The 23,722-nt window shown below is 68.9% G+C and carries 16 protein-coding genes and 3 pseudogenes; 12 read left to right on the forward strand and 7 right to left on the reverse strand.

What is annotated here, in order from left to right; genetic code table 11:
- Nucleotides 1–99: 99 nt before the first annotated feature.
- Together GTY58_RS03005 and GTY58_RS03010 are read right to left on the reverse strand one after the other, a co-directional pair.
- Nucleotides 100–418: pseudogene (locus GTY58_RS03005) on the reverse strand (NAD(P)/FAD-dependent oxidoreductase); the annotation flags it as partial.
- Between the two features lie 431 nt (nucleotides 419–849).
- A complete protein-coding gene (locus GTY58_RS03010) occupies nucleotides 850–1,479 on the reverse strand; it encodes a hypothetical protein (RefSeq protein WP_010981989.1) in 630 nt (209 codons plus the stop codon).
- Between the two features lie 536 nt (nucleotides 1,480–2,015).
- On the opposite strand from GTY58_RS03010, the gene GTY58_RS03015 reads away from it, so the two are divergent.
- The 6 genes from GTY58_RS03015 (at nucleotide 2,016) to GTY58_RS03040 (ending at nucleotide 11,108) form a co-directional block, all read left to right on the forward strand.
- A complete protein-coding gene (locus GTY58_RS03015) occupies nucleotides 2,016–3,038 on the forward strand; it encodes a LacI family DNA-binding transcriptional regulator (protein ID WP_010981992.1) in 1,023 nt (340 codons plus the stop codon).
- 242 nt (nucleotides 3,039–3,280) lie between these two features.
- Nucleotides 3,281–4,408 (forward strand): cellulose binding domain-containing protein, encoded by a 1,128-nt coding sequence (locus GTY58_RS03020; protein WP_010981993.1) that lies wholly within the window; start codon nucleotides 3,281–3,283, stop codon nucleotides 4,406–4,408.
- A 243-nt stretch (nucleotides 4,409–4,651) separates the two neighbouring features.
- The gene (locus GTY58_RS03025; RefSeq protein WP_255253751.1) at nucleotides 4,652–5,131 is read left to right on the forward strand and encodes a cellulose binding domain-containing protein; all 480 of its coding nucleotides are present in this window, start codon (nucleotides 4,652–4,654) and stop codon (nucleotides 5,129–5,131) included.
- A 92-nt stretch (nucleotides 5,132–5,223) separates the two neighbouring features.
- Nucleotides 5,224–7,449 (forward strand): glycoside hydrolase family 6 protein, encoded by a 2,226-nt coding sequence (locus GTY58_RS03030; RefSeq protein ID WP_010981995.1) that lies wholly within the window; start codon nucleotides 5,224–5,226, stop codon nucleotides 7,447–7,449.
- A 1,663-nt stretch (nucleotides 7,450–9,112) separates the two neighbouring features.
- A complete protein-coding gene (locus GTY58_RS03035; RefSeq protein ID WP_010981997.1) occupies nucleotides 9,113–9,574 on the forward strand; it encodes a hypothetical protein in 462 nt (153 codons plus the stop codon).
- A 451-nt stretch (nucleotides 9,575–10,025) separates the two neighbouring features.
- On the forward strand, nucleotides 10,026–11,108 hold the full coding sequence (locus tag GTY58_RS03040; RefSeq protein WP_037651263.1) for a HoxN/HupN/NixA family nickel/cobalt transporter: 1,083 nt from the start codon (nucleotides 10,026–10,028) through the stop codon (nucleotides 11,106–11,108).
- Between the two features lie 187 nt (nucleotides 11,109–11,295).
- Here GTY58_RS03040 and GTY58_RS03045 read toward each other — a convergent pair whose 3' ends face one another.
- The 5 genes from GTY58_RS03045 to GTY58_RS03065 all read right to left on the reverse strand — a co-directional run bounded on the left by GTY58_RS03045 (nucleotide 11,296) and on the right by GTY58_RS03065 (nucleotide 17,780).
- Nucleotides 11,296–11,913 (reverse strand): malonic semialdehyde reductase, encoded by a 618-nt coding sequence (locus tag GTY58_RS03045; RefSeq protein WP_010981999.1) that lies wholly within the window; start codon nucleotides 11,911–11,913, stop codon nucleotides 11,296–11,298.
- Nucleotides 11,914–12,060: 147 nt separating this feature from the next.
- Complete coding sequence (locus GTY58_RS03050) at nucleotides 12,061–14,079, reverse strand: acetoacetate--CoA ligase (RefSeq protein ID WP_010982000.1); 2,019 nt, start codon at nucleotides 14,077–14,079, stop codon at nucleotides 12,061–12,063.
- Between the two features lie 13 nt (nucleotides 14,080–14,092).
- Nucleotides 14,093–15,703 carry a bifunctional 3-(3-hydroxy-phenyl)propionate/3-hydroxycinnamic acid hydroxylase gene (locus GTY58_RS03055; RefSeq protein WP_010982001.1) on the reverse strand — a complete coding sequence of 537 codons (1,611 nt, stop codon included), beginning with the start codon at nucleotides 15,701–15,703 and terminating at the stop codon, nucleotides 14,093–14,095.
- On the reverse strand, nucleotides 15,700–16,638 hold the full coding sequence (locus GTY58_RS03060) for a fumarylacetoacetate hydrolase family protein (RefSeq protein WP_010982002.1): 939 nt from the start codon (nucleotides 16,636–16,638) through the stop codon (nucleotides 15,700–15,702). Before GTY58_RS03060 ends, GTY58_RS03055 begins: the two co-directional genes overlap by 4 nt.
- Nucleotides 16,635–17,780, reverse strand: a complete 1,146-nt coding sequence (locus GTY58_RS03065; RefSeq protein ID WP_037651202.1) for a VOC family protein — start codon at nucleotides 17,778–17,780, stop codon at nucleotides 16,635–16,637. The genes GTY58_RS03060 and GTY58_RS03065 overlap by 4 nt, the downstream gene beginning before the upstream one ends.
- Before the next feature lie 137 nt (nucleotides 17,781–17,917).
- On the opposite strand from GTY58_RS03065, the gene GTY58_RS03070 reads away from it, so the two are divergent.
- From GTY58_RS03070 to GTY58_RS03095, 6 genes and pseudogenes are all read left to right on the forward strand, one after another.
- Nucleotides 17,918–18,553 (forward strand): TetR/AcrR family transcriptional regulator, encoded by a 636-nt coding sequence (locus GTY58_RS03070; RefSeq protein WP_010982004.1) that lies wholly within the window; start codon nucleotides 17,918–17,920, stop codon nucleotides 18,551–18,553.
- A gap of 192 nt (nucleotides 18,554–18,745) precedes the next feature.
- Nucleotides 18,746–20,925 (forward strand): annotated as a pseudogene (locus tag GTY58_RS03075) (SpoIIE family protein phosphatase).
- 9 nt (nucleotides 20,926–20,934) lie between these two features.
- Nucleotides 20,935–21,173, forward strand: a pseudogene (locus tag GTY58_RS03080) (acetoacetate--CoA ligase); the annotation flags it as partial.
- A 246-nt stretch (nucleotides 21,174–21,419) separates the two neighbouring features.
- Nucleotides 21,420–22,142, forward strand: a complete 723-nt coding sequence (locus GTY58_RS03085) for an alpha/beta hydrolase (RefSeq protein WP_078936717.1) — start codon at nucleotides 21,420–21,422, stop codon at nucleotides 22,140–22,142.
- 304 nt (nucleotides 22,143–22,446) lie between these two features.
- Nucleotides 22,447–22,869: an SsgA family sporulation/cell division regulator gene (locus tag GTY58_RS03090; protein ID WP_037651198.1), complete on the forward strand. Its 423-nt coding sequence runs from the start codon at nucleotides 22,447–22,449 to the stop codon at nucleotides 22,867–22,869.
- Nucleotides 22,870–22,973: 104 nt separating this feature from the next.
- Nucleotides 22,974–23,666 (forward strand): hypothetical protein, encoded by a 693-nt coding sequence (locus GTY58_RS03095; protein ID WP_137951508.1) that lies wholly within the window; start codon nucleotides 22,974–22,976, stop codon nucleotides 23,664–23,666.
- The last annotated feature ends 56 nt before the right edge of the window (nucleotides 23,667–23,722 follow it).

Below are 23,722 nucleotides of genomic sequence, written 5' to 3' on the forward strand. Positions count from 1 at the left end.
CCTCCAGGCAACGGACGAGGGTATGGCGGAATGAGACAGGGACAAAGGCAGGCGGAGAGATCGATTACGGCTGTGGGACGACGTGACCGCCTCGGTGAAGAGGATCGCGACGCCCCCGTGGAGGCCTAAGGCCGGCCACCGCGCCCAGGTTCTTGTGCCGGTACTCCTTCGGCGGACGGTCGCGCGGAGCCGCGATCGCGTTGGGCGAACACCGGGTTCGCGTACGGCGTGCTGCACGTCGGGAGGGCATCACGCGCCCTCTTCGGCGGCCAGGTCGGGAACCTGGGCGTTGTCGCCCGCGACCCGCACGTGGTCGAGGCCCCTGACCTGGAGGGTGCAGGGTGTCGACGTGGCCACGCGGGCCGAGCGGCAGGCCGAAGTGGGCCAAGGCGGGGTTGGAGCCGACGCCGGCTGTCCAGCCGACCCCGACGAGCAGACCCGAGCCCCCGCCCAGGGGAGCCTGCCGGCCGAACGAAGTCGGCGCGGTCGTTTCATACGCCGTACGGTATCTCACTTGTTCCGTACGTCGTATGAAATAGGTGTGGGCAGGAGGGTGCCGTGGAGAGCCCCTCCCGCCTGCCGCCCGGGTGCGGTCAGGAGTCGCCGATCCCCAGATCAGCGGCCGCCCGCCTACCGCCAGCGAGTATCACGGCGACGTGCACGGTCTGAGCCCACCCGTGCCGACGGCCCATGTCTCACCGGTTGTCGCGGCCTCGGTCGTCGTTGAACCGGTTGGAGTCGCGGTCATCCGCTTCGAGTCGTGGTCATACCGAGGTCGTGGAGGGGGCGTGGGTGGCGCCCCTTCCCGGAGGGGGTGGGCGTGGTGCCCCCTCCGGGGGTGGGGGTGGGTCAGCTGGCGGCCTGGGCGAGCAGCGGCTTGAGGGCCGGGTGCTGGAGGGCCTCCTCGGCGGCGGGGTCGTCCAGGACCTCCTGGAAGGCGGCGTTGATCCGCTCGGCCTTGGTGATCTCCGACATCGTCAGGGAGCTGACCGGGTTCCAGTAGGCGGTGGCCTTCTGCTGCCCGTCCTGCAGGATCCACCTCATGCCGGCCATGTTCGCGATGATGTGCTCGTCGAAGCCCTCGCGCGTTTTGTCGCCCGTGAGCGACTCGAGGCCGCCGGACTTCTCGATCCACGGGGCGATCTTGGTGTCCCACTCGGTGGTGTGCTGCATCCAGTCCACGAAGTGCTCGAAGCCGACGGTCAGGAACGCGTCGTCGATGTAGGGCTCCCACTCCGTCTCGAAGGTGGTGGCCCACAGCAGCTCCGTGCCGTTGTTGAAGATCACGTGGCGGGTGTCACGCAGACCGGTCTTGATGGTGGCGGCCATGGGGGCCTGCTTCAGGGCCTCGACCATCCGCTGGCAGGCCGCCGCGCACTCCTGCTCGTGCCCCGGCTTGATGTGGAAGTACGTGGCCATCTCGGAAACGACACCGTCGGTGGCGCCCTTGCCCGCCTTCTTCGTGACCGTAGCGTTCATGGATTCCTCCATTAGAGACCTTGTGCGCGAATGCCATGGCATTGACGACATCTATGGACAGTTGCGGGATCCGCCTTTTCGCGAACCCCCTGTGAGACAGGTTGACTCACAGAGAGTCTATGAGTCAACTTGTCTCAAAGAGTCCTACGTCACACCACTGGCCTTCAGTTCACATACGGCCGCGACTCTGGCGTACGCGAGTCACCCTCGGCACACCGACCGGGGGCGACATTGACAAAGTCACGACGGCCGCACAGCCGCATGGCCGTCGGTCGGACTCTGCACAGGTGCGCGCGTGGTGAAGGCGCCGAATCCCACTTCGGTGTATACATTCGACCACTCCGCTGACCTGGGGAAATGAGGTACCCGCAGCAAATGTGGCTGGACAGGCGGCACATGACGTGGATCCCCGCTCGTGGCATGGCCAGTCAGCTTTCCGGCGCCAGGCCCTTCAGCCGTGCGGCCACACTGCTGGAGAAGCTGGGTGCTCGGTTCCCTCGGGCCGTAAGATCGGTGATCTCGTGGGGGAGGTGGTCATGGGCAGGCGACGCCCTGGCGCGCCGACGCTGGAGGAGGTGGCCGCCCACGCCGGAGTGGGGCGGGGCACGGTCTCCCGCGTCATCAACAACGCGGCCGGCGTGAAGGAGTCGACGCGCCGGGCTGTGCAGCAAGCCATCCAGGAACTGGGCTACGTGCCCAATCTCGCCGCCCGCTCACTGGCCGGGCAACGGGCCGACGCCGTCGCCCTCGTCTTGACGGAGCCGGACTGGAGGCAGTTCGCGGAGCCGTTCTTCTCCGAGATCGTCCGCTCACTCGGGGACGCGCTGGCAGACACCGGGATGCAACTGCTGCTGACCTTGGTCCGCTCGGACGCCGAGCGGCAGCGCTTCCTCGAGTTCGCGCGTGGCGGTCGGGTCGACGGAGCCCTGCTTGTGTCCGTACACGACGGCGATCTACTGCCGGACATGCTCGTCGAGGCCGGGTTGCCGACCGTACTGCTGGGCCGCCGCTCGGGCGACGAGTACGTCAGCTACGTCGACGCGGACAACGTCGGCGGTGCCCGCAGCGCCGTCTCTCACCTGCTGAAACGGGGCCGCAGAGCGATCGCCACCGTCACCGGGCCACTCGATATGCACGTCGCCCAGTGCCGACTGCGCGGGTACCAGGAGGCCCTGGCGATGGCGGGTCTCAGGGGCGAGCCGTCCTGGGTCGCCGAGAGTGACTTCACGGAAGAGAGCGGGCGCCGCGCCATGGCCGAGCTCATCGAACGGCATCCGGAGATCGACGGCGTCATCGCCGCGTCGGACACCACGGCGGCGGGGGCTCTTCAGGCGCTGCACGCGGCGGGACGGCGGGTGCCCGAGGACGTCGCCGTGATCGGTTTCGACGACTTTCCGCTGGCTCAGCAGACCAAGCCGCGACTGACGACGGTTCGTCAGCCGCTGGAGGAGATCGGGCGGGCCATGGTCCGGCTGCTCCTCGAGGAGGTGGAGGAGCCTGCCGTGGCCTGGCACCACGTCATCCTCCGTACGGAGCTGGTGGTGCGCGAGTCGGCCTGACCGCCCTCGGCAAGCACAGCACTTTTGGGAGCGCTCCCAAGAAGGATCTGGTGCTGGCGCACACACTTCTCCTCTGACCTGCGGCTTCGAAAAATGCTTCCACAGGTTCACGCCGACAGTCTTGTCAGGAACATGAACCCCTCCTAGTGTCCCTGCCGAAACCGAGGGAATGGGAGCGCTCCCACCTCGCGTGATGGGAGCGCTCCCGAACCTACTCCCCCACCCCTTCGGAGAGGATCCGCATGCGACCGTCACCGCCCCATGCCCGCAGCGCGCGTGGCCTGTTCGGTGCCCTGCTCACTGCGCTCGTCTCGCTGGCCGCGTTGCTGACCACCGCCTCGGTGGCGCAGGCCGACACCAGCATCTGCGAACCGTTCGGGTCAACGACGATCCAGGGCCGCTACGTCGTCCAGAACAACCGCTGGGGCACCAGCGAGGCCCAGTGCATCACCGCCACCGACTCGGGATTCAGGATCACCCAGGCCGACGGCTCGGTACCCACGAACGGCGCCCCGAAGTCCTACCCGTCCGTCTACAACGGCTGCCACTACACCAATTGCTCGCCCGGCACGAGCCTTCCGGCCCAGCTCAGTACCGTCTCCAGCGCGCCGACCAGCATCTCCTACAGCTATGTCAGCAACGCGATGTACGACGCCGCGTACGACATCTGGCTCGACCCCACGCCCCGCACCGACGGCGTCAACCGGACCGAGATCATGGTCTGGTTCAACAAGGTCGGATCCGTTCAGCCCGTGGGCTCGCAGGTCGGCACGGCCACCGTGGCCGGGCGCCAGTGGCAGGTGTGGTCCGGCAACAACGGCTCGAACGACGTGCTGTCCTTCGTGGCGCCGTCGGCGATCACCAGCTGGAGCTTCGACGTCATGGACTTCGTCCGGCAGGCCGTTTCCCGCGGGCTGGCGCAGAACAGCTGGTACCTGACCAGCGTTCAGGCGGGCTTCGAGCCCTGGCAGAACGGCGCCGGCCTCGCCGTGACCTCGTTCTCCTCCACGGTCAACACCGGCGGCGGCAACCCCGGTGACCCCGGCAGCCCCACAGCCTGCAAGGTGGCCTACGCGACGAACGTCTGGCAGGGCGGCTTCACCGCCGACGTCACCGTCACCAACACCGGTTCCTCCCCCGTCAACGGCTGGAAGCTGGCGTTCACCCTGCCCGCCGGACAGCAGATCACCAGCAGCTGGAGCGCCGGCGTCTCCCCGTCATCGGGAGCGGTCACGGCAAGCAGCCTCGCGTACAACGCGCAGATCGCGACCGGCGGCCGGGTGTCCTTCGGCTTCCAGGGCAGCTACTCCGGCACCTTCGCCGCGCCCGCCGGCTTCAGCCTGAACGGCGCCGCCTGCACCACCGCCTGACACATCCGCCCGCACCGGGGCCCGCCCGCCTTCCCCGCCGTCGAGCGGGCGGGCCCCCGGCCCCGCTCGGCGCCGCCCGCTCCCGGCCCCTCCCGGAATGGCCCACCCGCATGCGCGTCCTGACCACCCGCCGCGGACCGGCGGCGGCCGCCCTGGCCCTGTGCGCCACCGCCCTGCCCCTCCTCGGGCCGACCGCCGCCGTCCCGGAGCCCGCCGCCACCTCGCCCACCGCCGGCCTCCTGGCTGCCCGCACCGGGCGCCGGCGTCTCCGACGTACTGTTCGGCGACTACTCCCCCACCGGCAAGCTGCCGGTGACCTGGATGAAGAGCGCCTCGCAGGAGCCGATCAACGACGGCGACGGCAAGGCTGCGCTCTTCCCGTACGGGTACGGGCTGACGTACGACGCCACGGACCCGACCCCGACGCAGGGCGCGTGCACCGCGCAGTTCCGCACCGTTTCCTCCTGGCAGGGCGGCTACCAGGCGGAGGCCACCGTCAAGAACACCGGCTCCGCCGCGCTGACGGGCTGGACTGTCGACTGGGATCCGGCCGGCTCCACCATCACCAGCCTCTGGAACGGCTCACTGACCACCGCCCAGGACCGAGCCACCGTCCGCAACGCCGCCTTCAACGGCTCCCTGCGCCCCGGCGCCACCACCCCGTTCGGCTTCACCGCGAACGGCCCCACGGACACACCGGCCCCGCACTGCACGAGCAGCTGACCGCACGTCGGCCCCGTGCCCACGGACCACACCTCGCAGCTCCACCCCCACACCACCTCGTACCACCCACAGATCACTCACGAGGAGGGCACATGACACACCGAACCGGCCGAGCACCGGAACACGGGCCGAGACCGGGCCGTCGACGGCGCCGGACGACCTCGGTCGCCGCGGCGCTCGTCACCCTGGCGCTGGGCCTGGCAGGGCAGCTGGCCGGGCATCCGGCGGCCGCCGCCGAAGCCCACGCCGACAACCCGTTCGCCGGAGCGAGCTTCTACGTCAACCCCGACTACACCGACCTCGTCGGCACCTCGGCGGCGCAGACCTCGGACGCCACGCTCAAGGCCAGGATGCAGAAGGTGGGGACCTATCCCACCGCGGTGTGGCTCGACCGCATCGCCGCCATCACGGGCGGTGCCGCCAACGCCGGACGCAAGAGCCTCGCCGACCACCTCGACCTGGCCCTGGCCCAGAAGAAGCCCGGTCAGCCGATCACCGCCACGTTCGTGGTCTACGACCTGCCCGGCCGGGACTGCTCGGCGCTCGCCTCCAACGGCGAACTCCCGCTGACCCAAGCGGGGTTGGACCGCTACAAGAGCGAGTACGTCGACGCCATCGCGAACGTCTTCAAGAACCCGAAGTACCGTGACATCCGCATCACGACGGTCATCGAGCCGGACGGCCTGCCCAACCTCGTGACCAACACCGCCGACCCGGAGTGCGCCCAGGCCAAGAGCAGCGGCATCTACGTCAAGGGCATCCAGTACGCCCTCGACAGACTGCACGCCATCCCCAACGTCTACACGTACCTGGACTTCGCGCACTCCGGCTGGCTCGGCTGGGACAACAACCTTTCCCAGACCGTGCAGCTCTACACCGATGTCGCCAAGGGCACCGCGGCCGGATTCTCCAGTGCCGACGGGCTGATCACCCACGTCTCCAACTACACGCCGCTCGAAGAGCCGTTCCTGACCGATCCCGACAAGACCGTCGGCGGGAACATGGTCAAGTCCAGCAAGTTCTACGAGTGGAACCCCAACTTCGACGAGTCGGACTTCACCGGGAACGTCCACCGGGCGCTCGTCGCGGCCGGCTGGCCCGCTTCGACGGGCATGGTGATCGACACCTCCCGCAACGGGTGGGGCGGCACCGGACGCCCCACCACGGAGAGCAGCAGCACCACCCTCGACACCTACGTCAATGAGTCCCGCGTCGACCGACGGGCACACCGAGGCCTGTGGTGCAACGTCAGCGGCGCCGGACTCGGGCAGCCCCCGCAGGCTGCGCCCTCCGGCTCCCCTGACTCCCACCTCGACGCATTCCTGTGGATCAAGCCGCCGGGTGAGTCGGACGGCGCCAGCTCCGACATTCCCAACGACGAGGGCAAGCGCATGGACCCCATGTGCGACCCGACATACACGGCGCCCAACGCGGGCGGCAACAAGACCGGCGCGCTGCCGAACGCGCCCCTGGCGGGCCACTGGTTCGCCGAGCAGTTCGCGATGCTGGTGAGGAACGCCTACCCGGCCGTGCTCACGGACGGTGGCGGCACCCCGGGCGGTGACACCACCGCGCCGACCGCACCGACCGGCCTGAAGGCCACCGCGAAGACGCCGTCCAGCGTCTCCCTGTCCTGGACGGCGTCCACCGACGACACGGGCGTGAGCGGGTACGACCTCTACCGCGGCGGCACGAAGGTCACGGCCTCGCCGGTGGCCGGCACAGCGTTCACGGACACGGGGCTCAGCGCGGGCACCGCGTACAGCTACACCGTCCGCGCCCGTGACGCCGCCGGGAACGTCTCGGCGCCTTCCGCCTCGCTGAGCGTCACCACCGACACGTCCGGCGGCACACCGGACCCCTCGGGCGGCCTCAAGGTCCTCTACAAGAACAACGACTCCTCGGCCACCGACAACGCCATCCGGCCAGGCCTTCGGATCGTCAACACCGGCAGCGGCTCCCTCGACCTGTCCAAGGTCACGGCCCGCTACTACTTCACCCGGGACAGCGGCTCGCCCACCGTGAACGCCTGGTGCGACTACGCGGCCGTCGGCTGTTCCAACGTCAGCCTGAAGGTCGTACCCCTGACCACGCCCGTGCCGGGAGCCGACGCCTACCTCGAAGTCGGCTTCACCGGCGGCACCCTGGCCGTCGGCCAGAACACCGGCGACCTGCAACTGCGGATGAGCAAGTCCGACTGGTCGAACTTCGACGAGGTCGGCGACTACAGCCGCGGCACCTCCACTACGTACACCGAAGCCGCAGCGATCCCCGCGTATCTCAGTGCCACGCCCGCCTGGGGAGCCCCGCCCGCCTGACCCACCCGCGCCGGGCACCTGCCGGCGCAGCCCGAACGTCCTCGCCCGCCCGGTCGGCGCACGCCCCGGGCGGGCGAGGACCCCACTTCTTCGTCCACAACGCCGTCCCCGCCGACAGCCGCCCCGGCTCCCGAGCTCCCTCAGGGAATTCGGGGCCTTCGTCTGCTTGAGCGCCTTCCCGCGGGCCTCGATCGAGGCTTCGAGCTCGGCCTTCTTCTGCTCCCGGCGCGCCTTGGCGGCCTCGCGTTCCGCCGCCTCGTCCGCCTCGCGGACCGCCTTGACCTCGGCTCGCACCCGCTCGGCCGGCCTGCGCTCAAGCACCGCACCGAACTGCGTGGCGAACAGGTCGATCGCTGCCGTGTCGCGCTCGGCGACCTCTGCAACCAGCACCGTGCTGCCCGCGCTGACCTCGTCGGCCACCAGGGCCACCAGGCCGGAGCTCTCCGTCGCCCGCCGCCAGTCGGCGCCGCCGCCCACCAGGGCGCCGGCGCCCCAGCCCAGCACCACACCAAGCGGTCCACCCAGCAGACCCGCCACCGAACCGACCAGCCCTCCGACCAGCGTGCCCCCTCCCGCCCTGGCGTCGACACCCTCGGGAATGCGCACCGTCCCGTCCGGTCGGCGCTCGACGAGCATCGCGCCCGTGACCTCCACGGTCGGGGCGCCGAGCTGCTTCAGCTCACTGAGCGCCTGGTAGGCGGAGGCCTGTTCGGTAAAGCGGAAGACGACGACGTTCTCGGTCCTGGCCATGGCCACTCCTCAACCACTCATAGGTCCTGTACTCGGCGGGAGAGCCCCCCACCTGTGAGACATCACGTATCGCAGATGTTCTGTGAGTCAAGCCGTCTCATAGACGTCGAGTGATATCGGCGGCGACCCCCGCAGAGGCAAGGAAGCTGTTCGGCGACTCCCTCGACAAGCCCGGTCACCGCCCCGCGTACAACAGCCTCAAGATCCTCAACCGACTCCGGGAGCGTGGATACAAACCCGGCCACCTTGCGGGCGACCGGCCCTGCCGGTCGGTCAGATCCTCGGCGAACTACAAGCCCATGACCAACGGGGCGACATGCCCGGAACCCCGCGCACGCCGAACGACGCGGCAAACGGTGCGCCAGCGAAGACTTCCGCGAGACGGTCCCGCACCCGTATCGGCAGACTGCCGTGCGGGAACGCGGCCCGGGCCACCAGCTCGGTCCGCTCCGGGATCTTCGGCAACCCCTCCGGCTGCCGCGACATCCACACCACCCACACGACCGCACGACAGGTCAACGGCCGCGCAGACGATCACCCCGCACCCACGGCCTGCCCACCCCAGCCCCGCGGAATTGCGCAGCAGAGTCCCGGTCCGCCGCAAGCCACGTCTTGGCCGCTCAGCAGGCCGGCACACCCAGGCCGCGACCAGATCCGGTGAGCCGCACCTCAGCGCCGCGAACCCCCGCGTTCGACATTTTCGGACATTCTCTGATATCACTGTACTTCCATACAGCGTATGGAACGGAGCGGAGTGCCGCCGAAACGGCGTCCTTTCGCTGCGACTGATGGCCGTCGGCAGTGCCCTCACGAGGGGCTCGCCGATGCGGCTTCGACATAGATGGGGCGCACCGCATCACCTGCGTAAGCAATCGCCGGGATCGCGGTCGACGCCAATACGAAGGAGATATCCATGAAGCTCACGAAGCGCATTTCTCTCGCTGCCGCCTCCGCTGCGGTCGCGGGTGGCGCCCTTCTCGGCGCCGGGGGCACCGCCTCGGCGGCGGTTCCCGAGTCTGCGCACATTGAGCGCCCGGCCGTAAGCATCAAGGCCGACGACTACCGCGAGGACCGCGGTGTCAACTACCGACACAACTCCGAGGAGGACTACCGCCGGGACGGGTACCGCGCCCGACAGCACAGCGACCACTTCAGCGACTCGGACCGCTACGACCGCCGCGGTCACTCCTATTACTGGGACGACGAGGACCGTTGCTGGAAGCACGACAGCAACTACCGCTACGACTGGGACCGGTCCGACCGCCGCGACTCCAACCGGGATGACCGCGACTGGAACCGGTATGACCACGACTGGAACCGGTATGACCACGACTCCAACCGATCCAACCACGACCGAGTCCTCGACAACCGGTGAGACAGGCGCCGTTGGCACGGGTGGGCTCAGACCGTGCACGTCGCTGTGACAACCACTGGCGATAGGGAGGCGACCGCTGACCTTGGGATCAGCGACTCCTGACCGCGTACGGGCGGGAGGCAGGAGGGGGCTCAACGGCACCCTCCCGCCTCCCGCCTGTCGACATTCCATACAGCGTGCGGAATAGCTGATGCCGTACAGCGCATGAAACATCCGCACCGACTTCGTCCGGCCGGAAGACCCCTTTGGGCGAATGCTCACGGGCCTGCTCGTCGGAATCGGCAGCCACCGACGAGAGCCGCGGCCGGCGACGAGGTGAGAACGGCTGCTGCGCGGCGAGAACCGCCCACCTTGATCACGTTCGATCAGAAGTGAGGGAAGACCGCACATGACAGCCGCGCCCACGGCCACCGGCGGCCTCCGCTCCCGATGGCGACGCACATCCGGCTCGATGGGCCGCGCCGAGTGGGGCCGCGCAGCCGGGATGGCCGCCTTCATCATCGCGCTCCATGTCATCGGGTGGTTCACGCTGGTGGCGATCGTGGCCCCGGAGCACTACAGCGTGGGCACCAAGGGCTTCGGGATCGGTATCGGGGTGAGCGCTTACACCCTGGGCATGCGGCATGCGTTCGACGCTGACCACATCGCCGCGATCGACAACACCACCCGCAAGCTCATGGACGAAGGGCAACGCCCCGTGTCGGTCGGCTTCTGGTTCTCCCTGGGGCACTCCAGCATCGTGTTCGTGCTGGCCCTCCTGCTCTCCCTGGGCGTCAAATCCCTTGCCGCACCGGTCCGCGAGGACAACTCCGAGCTGCACCACGTCACCGAGCTGATCGGCACGACCGTCTCCGGGACGTTCCTCTACCTCATCGCCATCATCAACATCGTCATCCTTGCCGGCATCTGGAAGGTGTTCCGGCAGATGCGGTCCGGCCACTTCGACGAGGCCGCGCTGGAGCAGCAGCTCAACAACCGCGGCCTCATCAACCGCCTGCTGGGACGCGTGATGAAGTCGATCACCAAGCCGTGGCAGATGTATCCGCTCGGTCTGCTGTTCGGTCTCGGCTTCGACACCGCCACCGAGGTCGCTCTGCTGGTGCTGGCCGGCTCCGGAGCCGCCTCCGGCCTGCCCTGGTACACCATCCTCTGCCTGCCGGTCCTTTTCGCGGCCGGCATGAGCCTGCTGGACACCATCGACGGTTCTTTCATGAACTTCGCCTACGGCTGGGCCTTTTCCAAGCCGGTACGGAAGGTCTACTACAACCTCACCATCACCGGCCTGTCCGTCGCCGTCGCGCTGATCATCGGCACCGCCGAGCTCCTGGGCCTGCTCGCCGACAAGGCCGGCCTGCACGGCGTGTTCTGGGACTGGATCAGCGGCCTGGACCTGAACACCATCGGCTTCGTCATCGTCGGCCTGTTCTTCGCCACGTGGGCTGCCGCCCTGGCCGTGTGGAAGCTCGGCCGTATAGAGGAGAAGTGGACGGCTGGACTGCGGCCCCCCGAGCAACAGGCCGACCGACAGCGGTGATGCGTAAGCTCGGCAGGACGGCGTACTTATTGTCACGGTGCCGATCGGCGCCCTGGTCTCGTTCTCGTGCCCTGACACCGCTGCAGAAACTCCTTCACAGCCACCGCTAAAAAATGGGCGCAGGTACTCAGAAGAGCACCCGCGCCCACGGCATGGCGCCTCTCACCCACCAGACGGCGGCAGTGCCTCAGGCATAGGCGACGGCGTCCTCGACGGGCACGCGGGGCAGCCGCGGGAACCACGGGTCGGCGCCGGGGTGACCGATGTTGACCACCAGATGCGAACGCCAGCTGGTACCGGCGAAGAACTCCTCGTCCACGCCGGCCCTGTCGAAGCCCGCCATGGGACCGGCCGCCAGCCCCGCCGCACGCACCGCGAGCAGGAAGACCCCGGTCTGCAGTGCCGAGTTGTAGGCCGCGAGGCTCTCGCGCTTCTCCGTCTGGTCGGCGAACGCCGCTCGCAGCATCTCGCCGCGAGCCGGGAAGACGGTCGGCATCTGCTCGTGGAAGTCGACGTCGTACGCCAGGATCGCCACGGCCGGCGCACTGAGCGTCTTGGCCCTGTTGCCCTCGTCGAGATGCCGGCCCAGTCGCTCCTTGCCCTCGGGGGTGCGCACAAAGAGCACACGCAGAGGCTGACCGTTGGCGGCGCTCGGCGACCAGCGGGCGAGTTCCCAGATCATGGCGAGCTCGTCGTCGGCAACGGCCACCTCGGCAAAGGTGTTCGCGGTGCGGGCCTCGGTGAACAGCACCTTTCGTCCGGCGTCGTCGAGGACATCGAGGGCCTGCGGTTCGCGGTCGGTCATGCTCATCATTTCTCTCTTACTTCGGTTGTGTGTGGTGCCGGGGCGGGTTGACCGCCCCGGCACCACCCCGTGGGGACGGGGTTTGCGGAGCCGGGCGGGGCACAAGGACCCGGTGCTGTCACGTGGGCCTGTGGTCCCCTGGCCGACTCATGTGTGGTGTGCTGACCGCTTGTTCCGCTCCGCGCCCAGGCGGGCGAAGTAGGCGATCAGGTCGGGGTTGTCGACCGCCGAGGGGTTCAGGACCTGCTCGGCGGGAGCGCCCTGGAGCAGGCGCTTGACGGGAACCTCGAGTTTCTTGCCGGTCTTCGTGTGCGGGAGGGCCGGTACGGCGAGGATCTCGTCGGGGACGTGGCGGGGTGAGGCGCCGGCGCGGATCGCGTCGCGGATCTTCGCGCGCAGGGAGTCGTCCAGGCCGACCCCGTCGGCGAGGACCACGAAGAGCGGCATCCAGTAGCCGCCGTCGGGTTCCTCCGCGCCGATGACGAGGGCCTCGGTGATCTCGGGGAGGCGTTCGACGACGTCGTGGATGTCGGCGCTGCCCAGGCGCACGCCGTTGCGGTTGAGGGTGGCGTCGGAGCGGCCGTGGACGATCACCGAGCCGTGCGAGGTGAGCGTGATCCAGTCACCGTGCCGCCACACACCGGGGTAGGCGCCGAAGTAGGCGTCGCGGTAGCGGCTGCCGTCGGGGTCGTTCCAGAAGTACAGCGGCATGGACGGCATGGGGCGGGTGACGACCAGTTCACCGACCCGGTCCGTGACGGGGAGGCCTTCCTCGTCGTAGGCGGCCAGCGCCACGCCCAGGCCGGGGGCGGACAGCTCCCCCGCCCAGACGGGGGTCGTGGCGGCACTGCCGGCGAAGCCGGAGACGATGTCCGTGCCGCCGCTGGTGGAGGCCAGCTGGACGCCTGCGCCCACGTGGTCGCGGACCCAGGGGTAGGCGGAGGCGGGCAGAGCGGAGCCGGTGCAGCCGACGACGCGGATGGCCGACAGGTCGTACACGGAGGGTGCGATGCCCAGCTTGGACATGGCCAGCAGGTACTGAGGACTGGTGCCGAAGACGGTGACCTTGTGACGGGCCGCCAGCTCCCACAGGACGTCCGGACGCGCCTGCGGTGCCGGGCTGCCGTCGTAGGTGCAGGTGGTGGCACCGGTCAGCAGGGTGGAGACGACCAGGTTCCACATCATCCAGTGGGTGGTGGTGTACCACAGCAGGCGGTCCCCGATGCCCAGATCGGTGTGCAGGCCGAGCATCTTGAGGTGTTCGAGCAGGACCCCGCCGTGGCCGTGGACGATGCCCTTGGGCAGTCCGGTGGTGCCGGAGGAGAAGACGACCCAGAGAGGGTGGTCGAACGGCACCGGGGCGATGGTGAGGTACTCGGCGCGGGTGGCCGCGTCCTCCCAGGGAACTGTCAGCCCCAAGTCCCCGCCCTCGGGCCAGGCAAGGCCCACGTGATCCACGAGCACCGTGGCCTTCAGCGTCGGCAGGGCGACGGCGAGTTCGAGCGAGGCGGCGCGGCGGTCGTGTGTGGTGCCGTTGAAGAGGTAGCCGTCAGCGGTGATGAGCACCGTGGGTTCGAGCTGGGCGAAGCGGTCGGCGGCGGCCTTGGGTACGTAGTCCTGGCCGCACACCGACCACACCGCGCCCAGGCTTGCGGTGGCGAGGAAGGCGATGACGGCGTGGGGGGTGTTGGGCAGATAGCCCACCACCCGGTCGCCCTGTGCGACGCCCAGGTCGCGCAGGCTGGCAGCGACGGAGGCGACCCGGGCGCGCAGCTCCCGGCCCGTGATCTCATAGCCGGCTCCGGTCTCGTCCAGGGCGGTGATCGCGGGAGCGTCCGGCTGCAGGTTGCGTAGCGCGTGATGGACGTAGTTGAGGGTGGCGCCGGGGAACCAGCGGGCGCCGGGCATGGTCTCCTCGGCCAGCACCCCCTCGTACTCAGTCGTCGCGTCGATGTCGAAGTACTCCCACACCGCGGCCCAGAACCCTTCGAGGTCGGTGACGGACCACTGGTACAGGGCTCGGTAGTCCGTGGGGTCCTGGATCCCTTCGGCGCCCTGGTGCCGGGCCGCCCATCGGGCGAAGTCCGCGATACGGCTGTGGGCGGCCGACTTCGGGTCGGGAGTGAAGAAGGGTTCCGGATACGGCGCGGGGTGCGGGGTGGTCATGTGGTGCTCCTCGTCAGGCGGGCCGGGCGTCGGCGGTATGGCGGGCCGTGTGCAGCAGGGGGGCCCAGGCGACGGTGTCCGTGAAGTCGCCGGTGCCGGCCTGGACGGTGTCCATCACGACGCGGTCGGGGCGCAGCAGGACGGCGTCGGCACGGCCGCGTGCCAGCCAGCCGGCCAGGGTGCCGTCGTCGCGCAGGTCCTCGACGTGGACCGTCGGAGCGCCCAGTGCCGTAGCCACGGCCGTCATCTGCGCCGTGGGCGGCACAGCGGTCACGACGGCGAAGGAGTCCCCGAGGACGTCATCGAGGCGCACTCGCCTGCCGTCATGCCGTACCCAGGGCTGCGGGCAGATCGTGCCGGCCAGCACGCGGCCGGTCAGCCTGGGGCGGCGCCGTACGAGTGGACCGGCGGTCAGGGCGGGGCTGAGGTCACGGCTCACCGCCGCGGTCACGCCGGGGATGCGAGAGGCCGTGCCCACGACGGCCCGGCGGAACGCCGCACCGCGGTCCTGTCCGCCGGTCATGGCCCAGCCGACGGCGACCGCGACGCGGATCACATGGCGGGCGTGCGGCTTGCGCTCGCGTTCGTAGGTGTCCAGCAGCCCGTCGTGTGCGCCCTGTTGGAGCACGCGGGCGAGCTTCCAGGTGAGGTTGTAGGCGTCGCGCAGGCCCGCGCACAGACCCTGCCCGACGAAGGGCGGGGTGAGGTGGGCGGCGTCGCCCAGCAGGAAGACACGCCCCCTGCGCCATCGGTCGGCGAGGCGGGCCCGGAAGGTGTACTGCGCCTGCCGCACCACCTCGAAGTCGTCGCCCGCCGAGGCGTCGGGCGGCAGGTCCACCCAGGGGGCGACCAGCTCGCGCAGGCGCTCCCATCCGTCCGGGCCGTCCAGGTTTTCGTCCTCGGGCAGCCGGAACTCCCAGCGGTAGCGGTCCTCGCCGACGCGCATGAAGGTGGCCGGTCGGTTGGGGCAGCAGATCTGCTCGGCGCCTTCCCAGGTGCGCACCTGGCGGGTGGTGCGCACGTCGATGACTCTCCAGCTCTCCTGGAAGTGCAGGTCCTCCCACACGGCGCCGATGGAGTCACGGGTGAGGCTGCCCGCGCCGTCGCAGCCGAGGACGGCATCGGCCCACACGTGCTCCTCCTCGTCGCTGCCGTCGCGGCGGAAGGTGACCCGGGCCGGACCCGTCGGATCGTTCGGTCCGTCGGTGTCCTGGGTGACGGACACGACCTCCACCCCGCCCTGCAGCTCGCACTCCGGGCGGCGCGCCAGGGCGCTGCGCAGCACGCGTTCCAGCTCGGGCTGGTCGAACATGCTGGTCTCCGGGAAGCCGTGGTGTCCGTGCATGGACCGCGGGAACTCGGTGATCACGCGGCGCCGGGCGTCCAGCAGCCGCAGCCCGAGCGCCGGGCGGGCGAGAGCAGCGAAATCCTCGTGGACACCGACGCTTTGCAGGATCCGACGGATCTCGTCGTCCACGACGACGGCGCGCGGCAGAGGGTAGATGTCCCGATGGCGTTCGAGGAGCAAGCTGCGCACTCCGTACCGGGCGAGCAGCAGGCCGGCCATGACCCCGACGGGTCCCCCACCGATGATCACCACCGGCCTCTGGGATGCGGCCTTCACGCTGCGTCCGTAACGGGGGTTCGCTGCTCACCGAGGTCGATCCGCCCGTCCGGGGTGGCGATCGTGGCGGTGATGAGGTCTCCGTTGCGCAGGTACTTGGGGTTCTTGGCCTGGCCCTTGAAGAACGCCTTCCACTTCAGTGCGGGCGGGAGCAGCGCAGCGATCTTCTCGGCCGCCTTGGGCGGAGCCTTCAGGGCCGTGCCGCCGGGAGTGCCGGTCAGCAGCAGGTCACCCGGGTCGAGGGTCTGGAAGCGGGCGAGCAGCGTGAGCGCCTGTGCGGGCCGTACGATCATGTCGGCCAGCGTGCGGTCCTGGCGGGACACGCCGTTGACCGACAGCTGCAACCGCAGGTTCAGCAGATGGGCGAAGTCTTCGGGCTCCAGCAGGGCCAGGTACGGACCCGTCGGCGTGAAGGTCGGATAGGACTTGCTCTCGTAGAACTGGGTCTTGGTCAGCTGGACGTCGCGGGCGCTGACGTCGTTGGTCAGGACAAGGCCGGCGACATAGCGCGGCAGGTCCTGCTCCTCGACGACGGTGCCCACGGGAAGGGTCGCGCCCATGACGAGGCCGAGTTCCACCTCGTAGTCGAGGAACTTCACGTGCGCGGGGCGGATGATCGTGTCATGGGGGCCGCTGACCGAGCCGGACGCCTTACGGAAGAAGGTGGCCGGGATGTCGCCGGTGAAGCCCGAATCCTTGGCGTGGCTGCGGTAGTTGACCATCTGGGCGACCACCCGGCACGGGGTGGTGACCGGAGGCAGCGCCACCAGGTCGGCGACGGGAGTGCCGCTCTCGGCAGAGGCGGCGGCCTCGCGGACCGCGTCCCGGTCGGCGAGCAGCTCGCCGGTGGTGACCGCCTTGGTCTGGACGCGGACGGCGCGCTCGTCCCGGACGACCCACCAGCCGTCGTTGGTGCGCAGAACGTTGGTGCTCATGAGCTCATCGCTTTCATCAGGCCCAGCAGGCGTGCGGGGTCGAGTTCGTTGTCGCCACGCAGGGCCGTCATGACCTCGCGCAGCTTGGCGGGGGACGGGCTGGCGCCCAGGAAGTCGCGGGTGACGGGCGGGCCCCACTGGGCCAGGCCGCTCGCCGACATCGGCGCCCAGCCGGGCTCCAGGTCGCAGGAGAACAGGTCGCCGTCGGCGAAGTGCTCCAGCATGAAGTGATCGGGGTCGCGCCAGTAGTCGAACAGCTGGCTGCCCTGGATGTGCCGCCCGATGCCCCAGCTGCGCTGGTAACCACGCTCGGCCAGGTACTCCCCGCCGGCGCCGATCGCGTCGAGGTCGGTGACCTGGTAGGCGGAGTGGACGTAGCCGGTACCGGGCCCCAGGTGCAGGGCCAGCGTGTGGTGATCGACGGCCACGCTCCCCTGGTCGCACCGGACGAACGCCATCGTCGGCCCGCGCCCGCGCTGCCCGTCCAGGAACAGGAAGTCGGACACGATCATCCCGAGGGTGTCCAGGTACCAGTCCAGAGTGCGGGCGAACACCCGGGTCTCCAGCACCACATGGCCCAGCCGCTGGATACGGGACGGCTCACGGGGCGGACGCTGGGTGGCGTTCGTACGACGGTGATCGGTACCGAAGTTGAGGATCAGCGGCTCCTGCTCGGGCAGCGCGGGCAGCTGCTCGGCGCAGTGCACGACCCGGACCGGCAGGCCCGAGGGATCGAGCAGGGCGACCGACTGCCCACCGCCCGGTACGCCGATGTCCCGGACGGTACTGCCGGTGGTGCCGGCCAGCCGGTCCAGGTCGGCCCGCTCGGCCGCGCGGAACGCCGGCCCGATGAACCGGGACGCACGCCCCCGCCGGATCACCATGCAGGGCGAGCCGGCGAAGGTACCGCGCAGCCACAGCTCCCCCTCGGTGCGGGCGGCGATCGCGAACCCGAAGTCACGGGCGAAGACCTCGGCCTGGTCCAGGTCGGGCTTCTCGAACTCGAGCCAGGCCAGGTCGGCCACCTTGATCACGGGATTCCGGGAACGTCCGGGATGCTCTCCGCGCAGGGCGCCCTGCTCACTGTGGAGGTCTTGGTGGGGCGTCTGGGGAGCGGCCCTGTTAACGGGGGTGTGGGACATGGTGTCCTCCAAGCAACACTGCTGTAATGAGGAAATCATCAACTTTGCCGTTACCCATCGTCAATAGGGTGGACCCAAATAATTGATGATCTCATCACTAATGGCAGACTGATCGCTACGGTTGTTACACTTGCCGTATGCCGACGTCAGCCCCGCCCAAGAACCGCTTCGAGCGGCGCCGCGCCGAGACGCGTCAGGCGCTCGTCCGTGCGGCCCGGCAGATCCTCGCGGAGACCGGGGACACCAGCGCCAGCATCCAGGCCATCGCCGAGCGCGCGGACGTCGGTTTCGGCTCCTTCTACAACCACTTCGAGTCCAAGACGGAGCTGTTCGACGCCGCGGTGACAGACGCCCTGGACGAGTTCGGGCAGGTCATCGACGAGCGCGTAGAAGGAATCGACGACCCGGCCGAGCTCGTCGCCGCGGGCTTCCGGCTCACCGCCCGCATGGCCGACTCCCACCCCGAACTCATGCGGATCCTGCGTGACCGCGGTCTGGCCTACATCCACTCCGCCCGCGGACTCGCCCCGCGAGCCCTGCGCGACCTGGAGAACGGCATCGCCTCGGGCCGCTTCACCTGCCGCAACGCGACCACCGCCCTGTCCGCCTTGGGCGGCACCCTGATGTCCCTCGTGGCGCTGCGGCTGGCCCGCCCCGACCTCGACGGGGACGAGGCCGCCTCGGACCTGGCCGAGATGGTCCTGCGCATGCTGGGCGTCCCGCCGGACGACGCCCACCAGGTGACCCGGCGCCCGCTGCCCGACCTGGATTAACCCGGGCACCGGGCGCGCCAGGCCCCGTGGAGACCGGAAAGCCGTGGGTGTCACTCCGTCCGCCGGTGGCCGCGCGGACCCCTGCCCTCGACCACGACCAGCCCGTGAGACCGGGCTCCTCCCGGACACCGCGCAGCCAGCTGCGGCCGGCCGAGGCTTCGTGGTCCACCCTGACGGCGTAACGTCGTCAGGGTGGACCTCACCGCGGACAGTCTTCTGTCCCGTGCCGCGCATGAACTCAGCCCGCGAGCGGACGAGGTGATCCACGACGTAGAGCAATGCCTGCGGCGCGAGATCCCCGAGCTGTGGGACGAACCCGACATCGCACAGATGACGAGGGAGAACGTCGCCGAGCACGTCGTCGCCCTGCTTTTCGGCATCGAGCACAGCATCGAGCCAAGGCGGATCGATCAGCCGGCCGCCGACGCAGAGCGCGCGCGTCGGCTGGCTCAGCGCGGAAAGCCGGTCACGGCAATGCTGCGCGCCTTCCCCCTCGCGCACGCCCGTGTCCTCGACCGGCTGCTCGAAGAGCTGCCCCGGCTCACCAGCGATGCCGAGTCGATCAACGCGGCGGCACGCAAGCTGATCGCACTGTCGATCGCGTACATGGCCCGCACATCGGAGACGGGCGTTCTGGCCTTCCAGGAGGAGCGGGATCGCCAGCTGCAGTGGCGGCTGTCGGTGGTGAACGAGGCGAGCGTACGCGTCGGAACGACCCTGGACATCGCCCGCACCGCCCAGGAGCTGGTGGACCTGGCCACCGAGCACTTCGCCGACGCCGTCACCGTCGACCTCCTCGACATGCCTTCCGGAGACGAGCCTCCTGCGAAGGGCACACTCGTGGTCCGCCGAATCGCCCAGCAGTCGGTGATGGACGGTTACCCCGAGACGACCTCCCTAGAAGCGATCTACGGGGAATTGCCGGTTTCGCCGCAGCAGGTCCACAGGTATCCGGACGGATCACCACCGGCTCGCGCCCTGGCCACCGGCCGGCCCTCACGGCACCACCTCGGCCCGTCCGCATCAATGCTGCTGGTACCGCTGTGCGCCCGTGGCACCACGCTGGGTGTCGTTCAGTTCTTCCGTCACCACAGGCCCGACGCGTACGGGGACGAGGACCTGCTCCTCGCCCAGGAGGTCGCGGCCAGGGCGGCGGTCGCCATCGACAACGCCCGCCGATACACGCACGCCCGTGCCACCGCCCTCACCCTCCAGCGCAGTCTGCTCCCGCGCAGACACCCGCGCAGTCCGCCGTGGAGGTCGCCTGCCGCTACCTGCCTGCTGCCGCCCAGCTCGGCGTGGGCGGCGACTGGTACGACGTCATCCCGCTGTCCGGTGCCCGGGTCGCACTCGTGGTGGGCGACGTGGTCGGCCACGGCATCCACGCCGCCGCCACCATGGGCCGGCTGCGGACCGCCGTGCGCACCCTCGCCGACATCGACCTGCCGCCCGACGAACTCCTCACCCACCTGGACGACGTCGTCATCCGCCTGTCCGCCGAAGTCTCTTCCGAAGCCTCTGCCCAAACGGACACCGAATCCGCAGGGGACATCGGGGCCACCTGCCTGTACGCCGTATACGATCCCGTCGCCGGCCGCTGCACCCTCGCCCGCGCGGGCCACGTGCTGCCCGTCGTGATGGCCCGGGACGGAATCGCCGACATCCTCGAGCTGCCCGCCGGCCCGCCACTCGGCCTGGGCGGCCTGCCGTTCGAGGCGGCGGAGATCGACCTGCCCGAGGGCAGCCTCATCGCCCTCTACACCGACGGCCTGGTCGAGGCCCTCGACCACGACATCGAGGCGGGCCTCACCCGACTGTGCCACGCCCTCGCGCAGCCCTCCGCCTCCCTGGAGGCGACCTGCGACACCGCCCTCGATGCGCTGCTGCCCGCAGGCCGACCGCACGACGACGTGGCACTCCTCCTGGCCCGCACCCACACCCTCGGGGAACGTCAGGTCGTCACTTGGGACGTGGATGCCGACCCGGCCGAGGTCGCCCGGGCCAGAGCGCATGTCTCCGAGCAGCTGACCACCTGGGGACTGGAGGAACTCGACTTCACCACCGAACTGGTCGTCAGCGAACTGGTCACCAACGCCATCCGCTACGGCCGGCCTCCCATCCAGCTGCGTCTCATCCACGATCGCACCCTCATGTGCGAGGTAGCGGATGCCGGCAGCACGACTCCGCACCTGCGCCGGGCCCGTGTCTTCGACGAGGGCGGGCGAGGTCTGTTCCTTGTCGCCCAACTCGCCGAGCACTGGGGAACGCGCCATGCCCGACGTGGCAAGACGGTCTGGGCGGAGTGCGCCCTGGGCGCGCCGGAGCTCTTCTCGACAGGGCTGGACCTGGAAGGTATTCCCGGGGTCGTATGAACACCATCTCGCCCGGCCCTCGATCAGGTCGGCGAACTGGTCGTCACCCGCCCCATGCCGTCCATGCCGCTGCACTTCTGGAACGACCCCGACGGCAGCCGCTACCACGACGCCTACTTCCGCGCCTACCCCGGTGTGTGGCGGCACGGCGACTGGATCACGCTCACCTCGCACGGCTCGGTGATCGTCCACGGCCGCTCCGACGCCACCTCAACCGCAACGGCGTGCGCCTGGGCAGCGCCGACATCCCCACCACACCCACCGGCCGCAGGCTGTGATGAAGAGCCCGGGGTGCCGGTGATCGTGCCCTTGTTCAGCGGTCTGACGATGCCGCTGGAGCGGCGACACCCCCTGGGCCGTGCGTTCACCTGCGTCCGACAGGGGGACGGGACATACCGACTCCAGGGCCCCAAAATTCGCACTTCTAGACCAAAAGGCCTAATAATGATAAAAACCTCATGTGTGAGGCTTTTACCCTACGAAGGAGCTCGTCCATGCCTGCAGTTCTGATCCACGGCGTCCCCGACACCCACCGTGTGTGGGACGGCGTGCGCCGGCACCTGATCCGGAGCGACGTCGAGGCTTGGGATCTGCCCGGCTTCGGCACGCCCCGGCCGCGCGGCTTCGGCTCCAGCAAAGAGGAGTGCGTCGATTGGCTCGTCGAACGGCTGGAGCGGGTGGGCGAGCCGGTGGACCTGGTCGGTCATGACTGGGGCTGCATCCTCACCGCGCGCGTCGCTTCGATACGGCCGGACCTGGTTCGTACGTGGGCCGGCAGTAGCGCTCCGGTCAGTACTCAGTACGACTGGCATCCGCTGGCCAAGATCTGGCAGGACCCGGTCGAGGGCGACCGGTTCATGGACGAGCTTGACCCGGCGTCCTTCGCCAAGGATCTGATGGAGAACTTCGATCTCCCGGCTGAGGTGGCCGAGGAGATGGTCCGGCGCGTAGACGGGACCATGAGGGACAGCATCCTCAAGCTGTACCGCTCCGCCGAGACGGTGGGCGCGGAGTGGGAACCGGAACTGACGAATGTGTCCGCGCCGTCCCTGGTCCTGTGGGGGACGCTCGACCCCGCCTGTCCGATCGCGTTCGCCGATGAACTCGGTCAAGCTGTGCGAGCGTCCCAGGTCGTCGAACTCGACTGCAGCCACTGGACGTTGATCCAGAAGCCGGCCGAGGTCGCCGCAGCCCTTGAGGCGCACTGGAATGCCTGAGGAGCTGTTGTCTTTCCGGCGAGCGCGTTTTCTCCGAGGGGGCATGGGCTCGGTGATTCCGTGGGAGTGGTGGCCTGTCGTGCCGTCGATCCCCGGGGATGTCGCGGATGTCGTTGGCCGTCGGACTGCCGGATCAGCACGAACTCGCCGCACGCCGTCGAGTCGCGGGCGTGACGGCAGGAGATGTAGCTCCTGCGAGCGTTCTCCTGCCGTCCGACACCGGTCCCTGTAGTACCCACCTCTCTGTTCAGGCCTCCTTGACAGGCCCTTCCGATATGACTCGAGGCAGCAGGAGTAAAGACCAATGAAGTCGTTGAGAACCGAAATTCAGGGGCTGCATGTGCAACTTGTCGTCCCGCATGAGATTTCCGCGCCTGTGAGCATGAGGCTGCGGTACGAGCCTAGTGATCCCTATGTCGTCCGTGCCGCATTCACTGCTGTCGACAGCGACGAGACGGTGGAATGGATCATCGGACGAGATCTTCTGATCGACGGGCTGGAAGGCCCCGTCGGCGAGGGGGACATAAGCATATGGCCCGCCGACGGTCCTGACCGCTCCGACTCGTACATCCTTCTCAACCCGCCAGCTGGTACGGCCTTGCTCAAAGCCCGGACGCACGAAATCAAGACGTTCCTGCAGGGAACCGAGGACCTGGTGCCCAGGGGAGCCGAGCCAGGGCACATCGACTTGGACACTTCGCTGGCGCACTTCCTCGCCGAAGGATGAAGTCGGCCCAGCTGCCACTCATCAAGAGGCCGGGGCGCTCGATGTCCCCGCCTCACCGATTCCTGATAGCGCGCCCACCCTGAGGTGAATTCATGCTTTCCCTTATGGCCGTTGCCGATCAGAATGCGTCCTCATCGATTTCTGGTGCGGGCTTCCTTTCGATCTGCGCATTGCTCTTCACCATCGCATCGTTCTGGTGGCTCAACGCCAGACAAGGACGCCTGGAGTCATGGGAGCCTCATTCCTTTGCAGCGATTGTCCACGGCTCCGTGGTTCGCCTGCGGCTTCCGCTCGTCCTTCACAACACCGGCGCCAAGCCGATAGTCGTGCAGGACCTCAGGCTGACCTTCCCTGATGAGTCCGCCTCTCATCTGCCGCTTCTGTGGGCGTCTTCGCCGTCCCGTCTCCAACCCGGGCCGGACGAGGAACCGGAATTGCCGGCCGGATTCGTTGTGGCCGGCAGACAAGCGCGACGAGTTTTCATCGAGTTCGAGGCACCGTTTTCTGGTTTGGTTCCGGCGGCCCGTGACTACAAGGTCCGAATCCAAGTGAGGGTTGGCCACCGCAAGGGGTGGCGCTCACTTCTGACGTACACCTTGAGGACCACCAACATCATTCATCCCGACCGGTACACCGTCTGCAACAACGCCCCTCTCGAACTGACGCAGGAAGACTGCAAAAAGGCAGACGCTGCGCTCCTGGAGCTGTTGGAGGGGCACGAGAAGGGCGCTTCCGCCAAGAGTGAGACCAAGCGGCGAGACTCTTGGAACGAGGGCAACGCCGACACGGACCTGTAGGTCGTGCGGATGGTGCTGAGCTCGGCCAAAGCGCACCGTGTCGGCGAGTCGGCGCT

This window comes from Streptomyces sp. SID5469 (assembly GCF_009862865.1).
GTDB classification, from domain to species: Bacteria; Actinomycetota; Actinomycetes; order Streptomycetales; family Streptomycetaceae; genus Streptomyces; species Streptomyces avermitilis.

Bases quoted from the DNA above. Each gene is read 5' to 3' on its own strand.
- GTY58_RS03010 (WP_010981989.1), bottom strand. From the start codon at position 1,479: ATGAACGCTACGGTCACGAAGAAGGCGGGCAAGGGCGCCACCGACGGT.
- GTY58_RS03015 (WP_010981992.1), top strand. From the start codon at position 2,016: ATGGGCAGGCGACGCCCTGGCGCGCCGACGCTGGAGGAGGTGGCCGCC.
- GTY58_RS03020 (WP_010981993.1), top strand. From the start codon at position 3,281: ATGCGACCGTCACCGCCCCATGCCCGCAGCGCGCGTGGCCTGTTCGGT.
- GTY58_RS03030 (WP_010981995.1), top strand. From the start codon at position 5,224: ATGACACACCGAACCGGCCGAGCACCGGAACACGGGCCGAGACCGGGC.
- GTY58_RS03035 (WP_010981997.1), top strand. From the start codon at position 9,113: ATGAAGCTCACGAAGCGCATTTCTCTCGCTGCCGCCTCCGCTGCGGTC.
- GTY58_RS03040 (WP_037651263.1), top strand. From the start codon at position 10,026: ATGGGCCGCGCCGAGTGGGGCCGCGCAGCCGGGATGGCCGCCTTCATC.
- GTY58_RS03045 (WP_010981999.1), bottom strand. From the start codon at position 11,913: ATGACCGACCGCGAACCGCAGGCCCTCGATGTCCTCGACGACGCCGGA.
- GTY58_RS03050 (WP_010982000.1), bottom strand. From the start codon at position 14,079: ATGACCACCCCGCACCCCGCGCCGTATCCGGAACCCTTCTTCACTCCC.
- GTY58_RS03060 (WP_010982002.1), bottom strand. From the start codon at position 16,638: ATGAGCACCAACGTTCTGCGCACCAACGACGGCTGGTGGGTCGTCCGG.
- GTY58_RS03065 (WP_037651202.1), bottom strand. From the start codon at position 17,780: ATGTCCCACACCCCCGTTAACAGGGCCGCTCCCCAGACGCCCCACCAA.
- GTY58_RS03070 (WP_010982004.1), top strand. From the start codon at position 17,918: ATGCCGACGTCAGCCCCGCCCAAGAACCGCTTCGAGCGGCGCCGCGCC.
- GTY58_RS03085 (WP_078936717.1), top strand. From the start codon at position 21,420: ATGCCTGCAGTTCTGATCCACGGCGTCCCCGACACCCACCGTGTGTGG.
- GTY58_RS03090 (WP_037651198.1), top strand. From the start codon at position 22,447: ATGAAGTCGTTGAGAACCGAAATTCAGGGGCTGCATGTGCAACTTGTC.
- GTY58_RS03095 (WP_137951508.1), top strand. From the start codon at position 22,974: ATGGCCGTTGCCGATCAGAATGCGTCCTCATCGATTTCTGGTGCGGGC.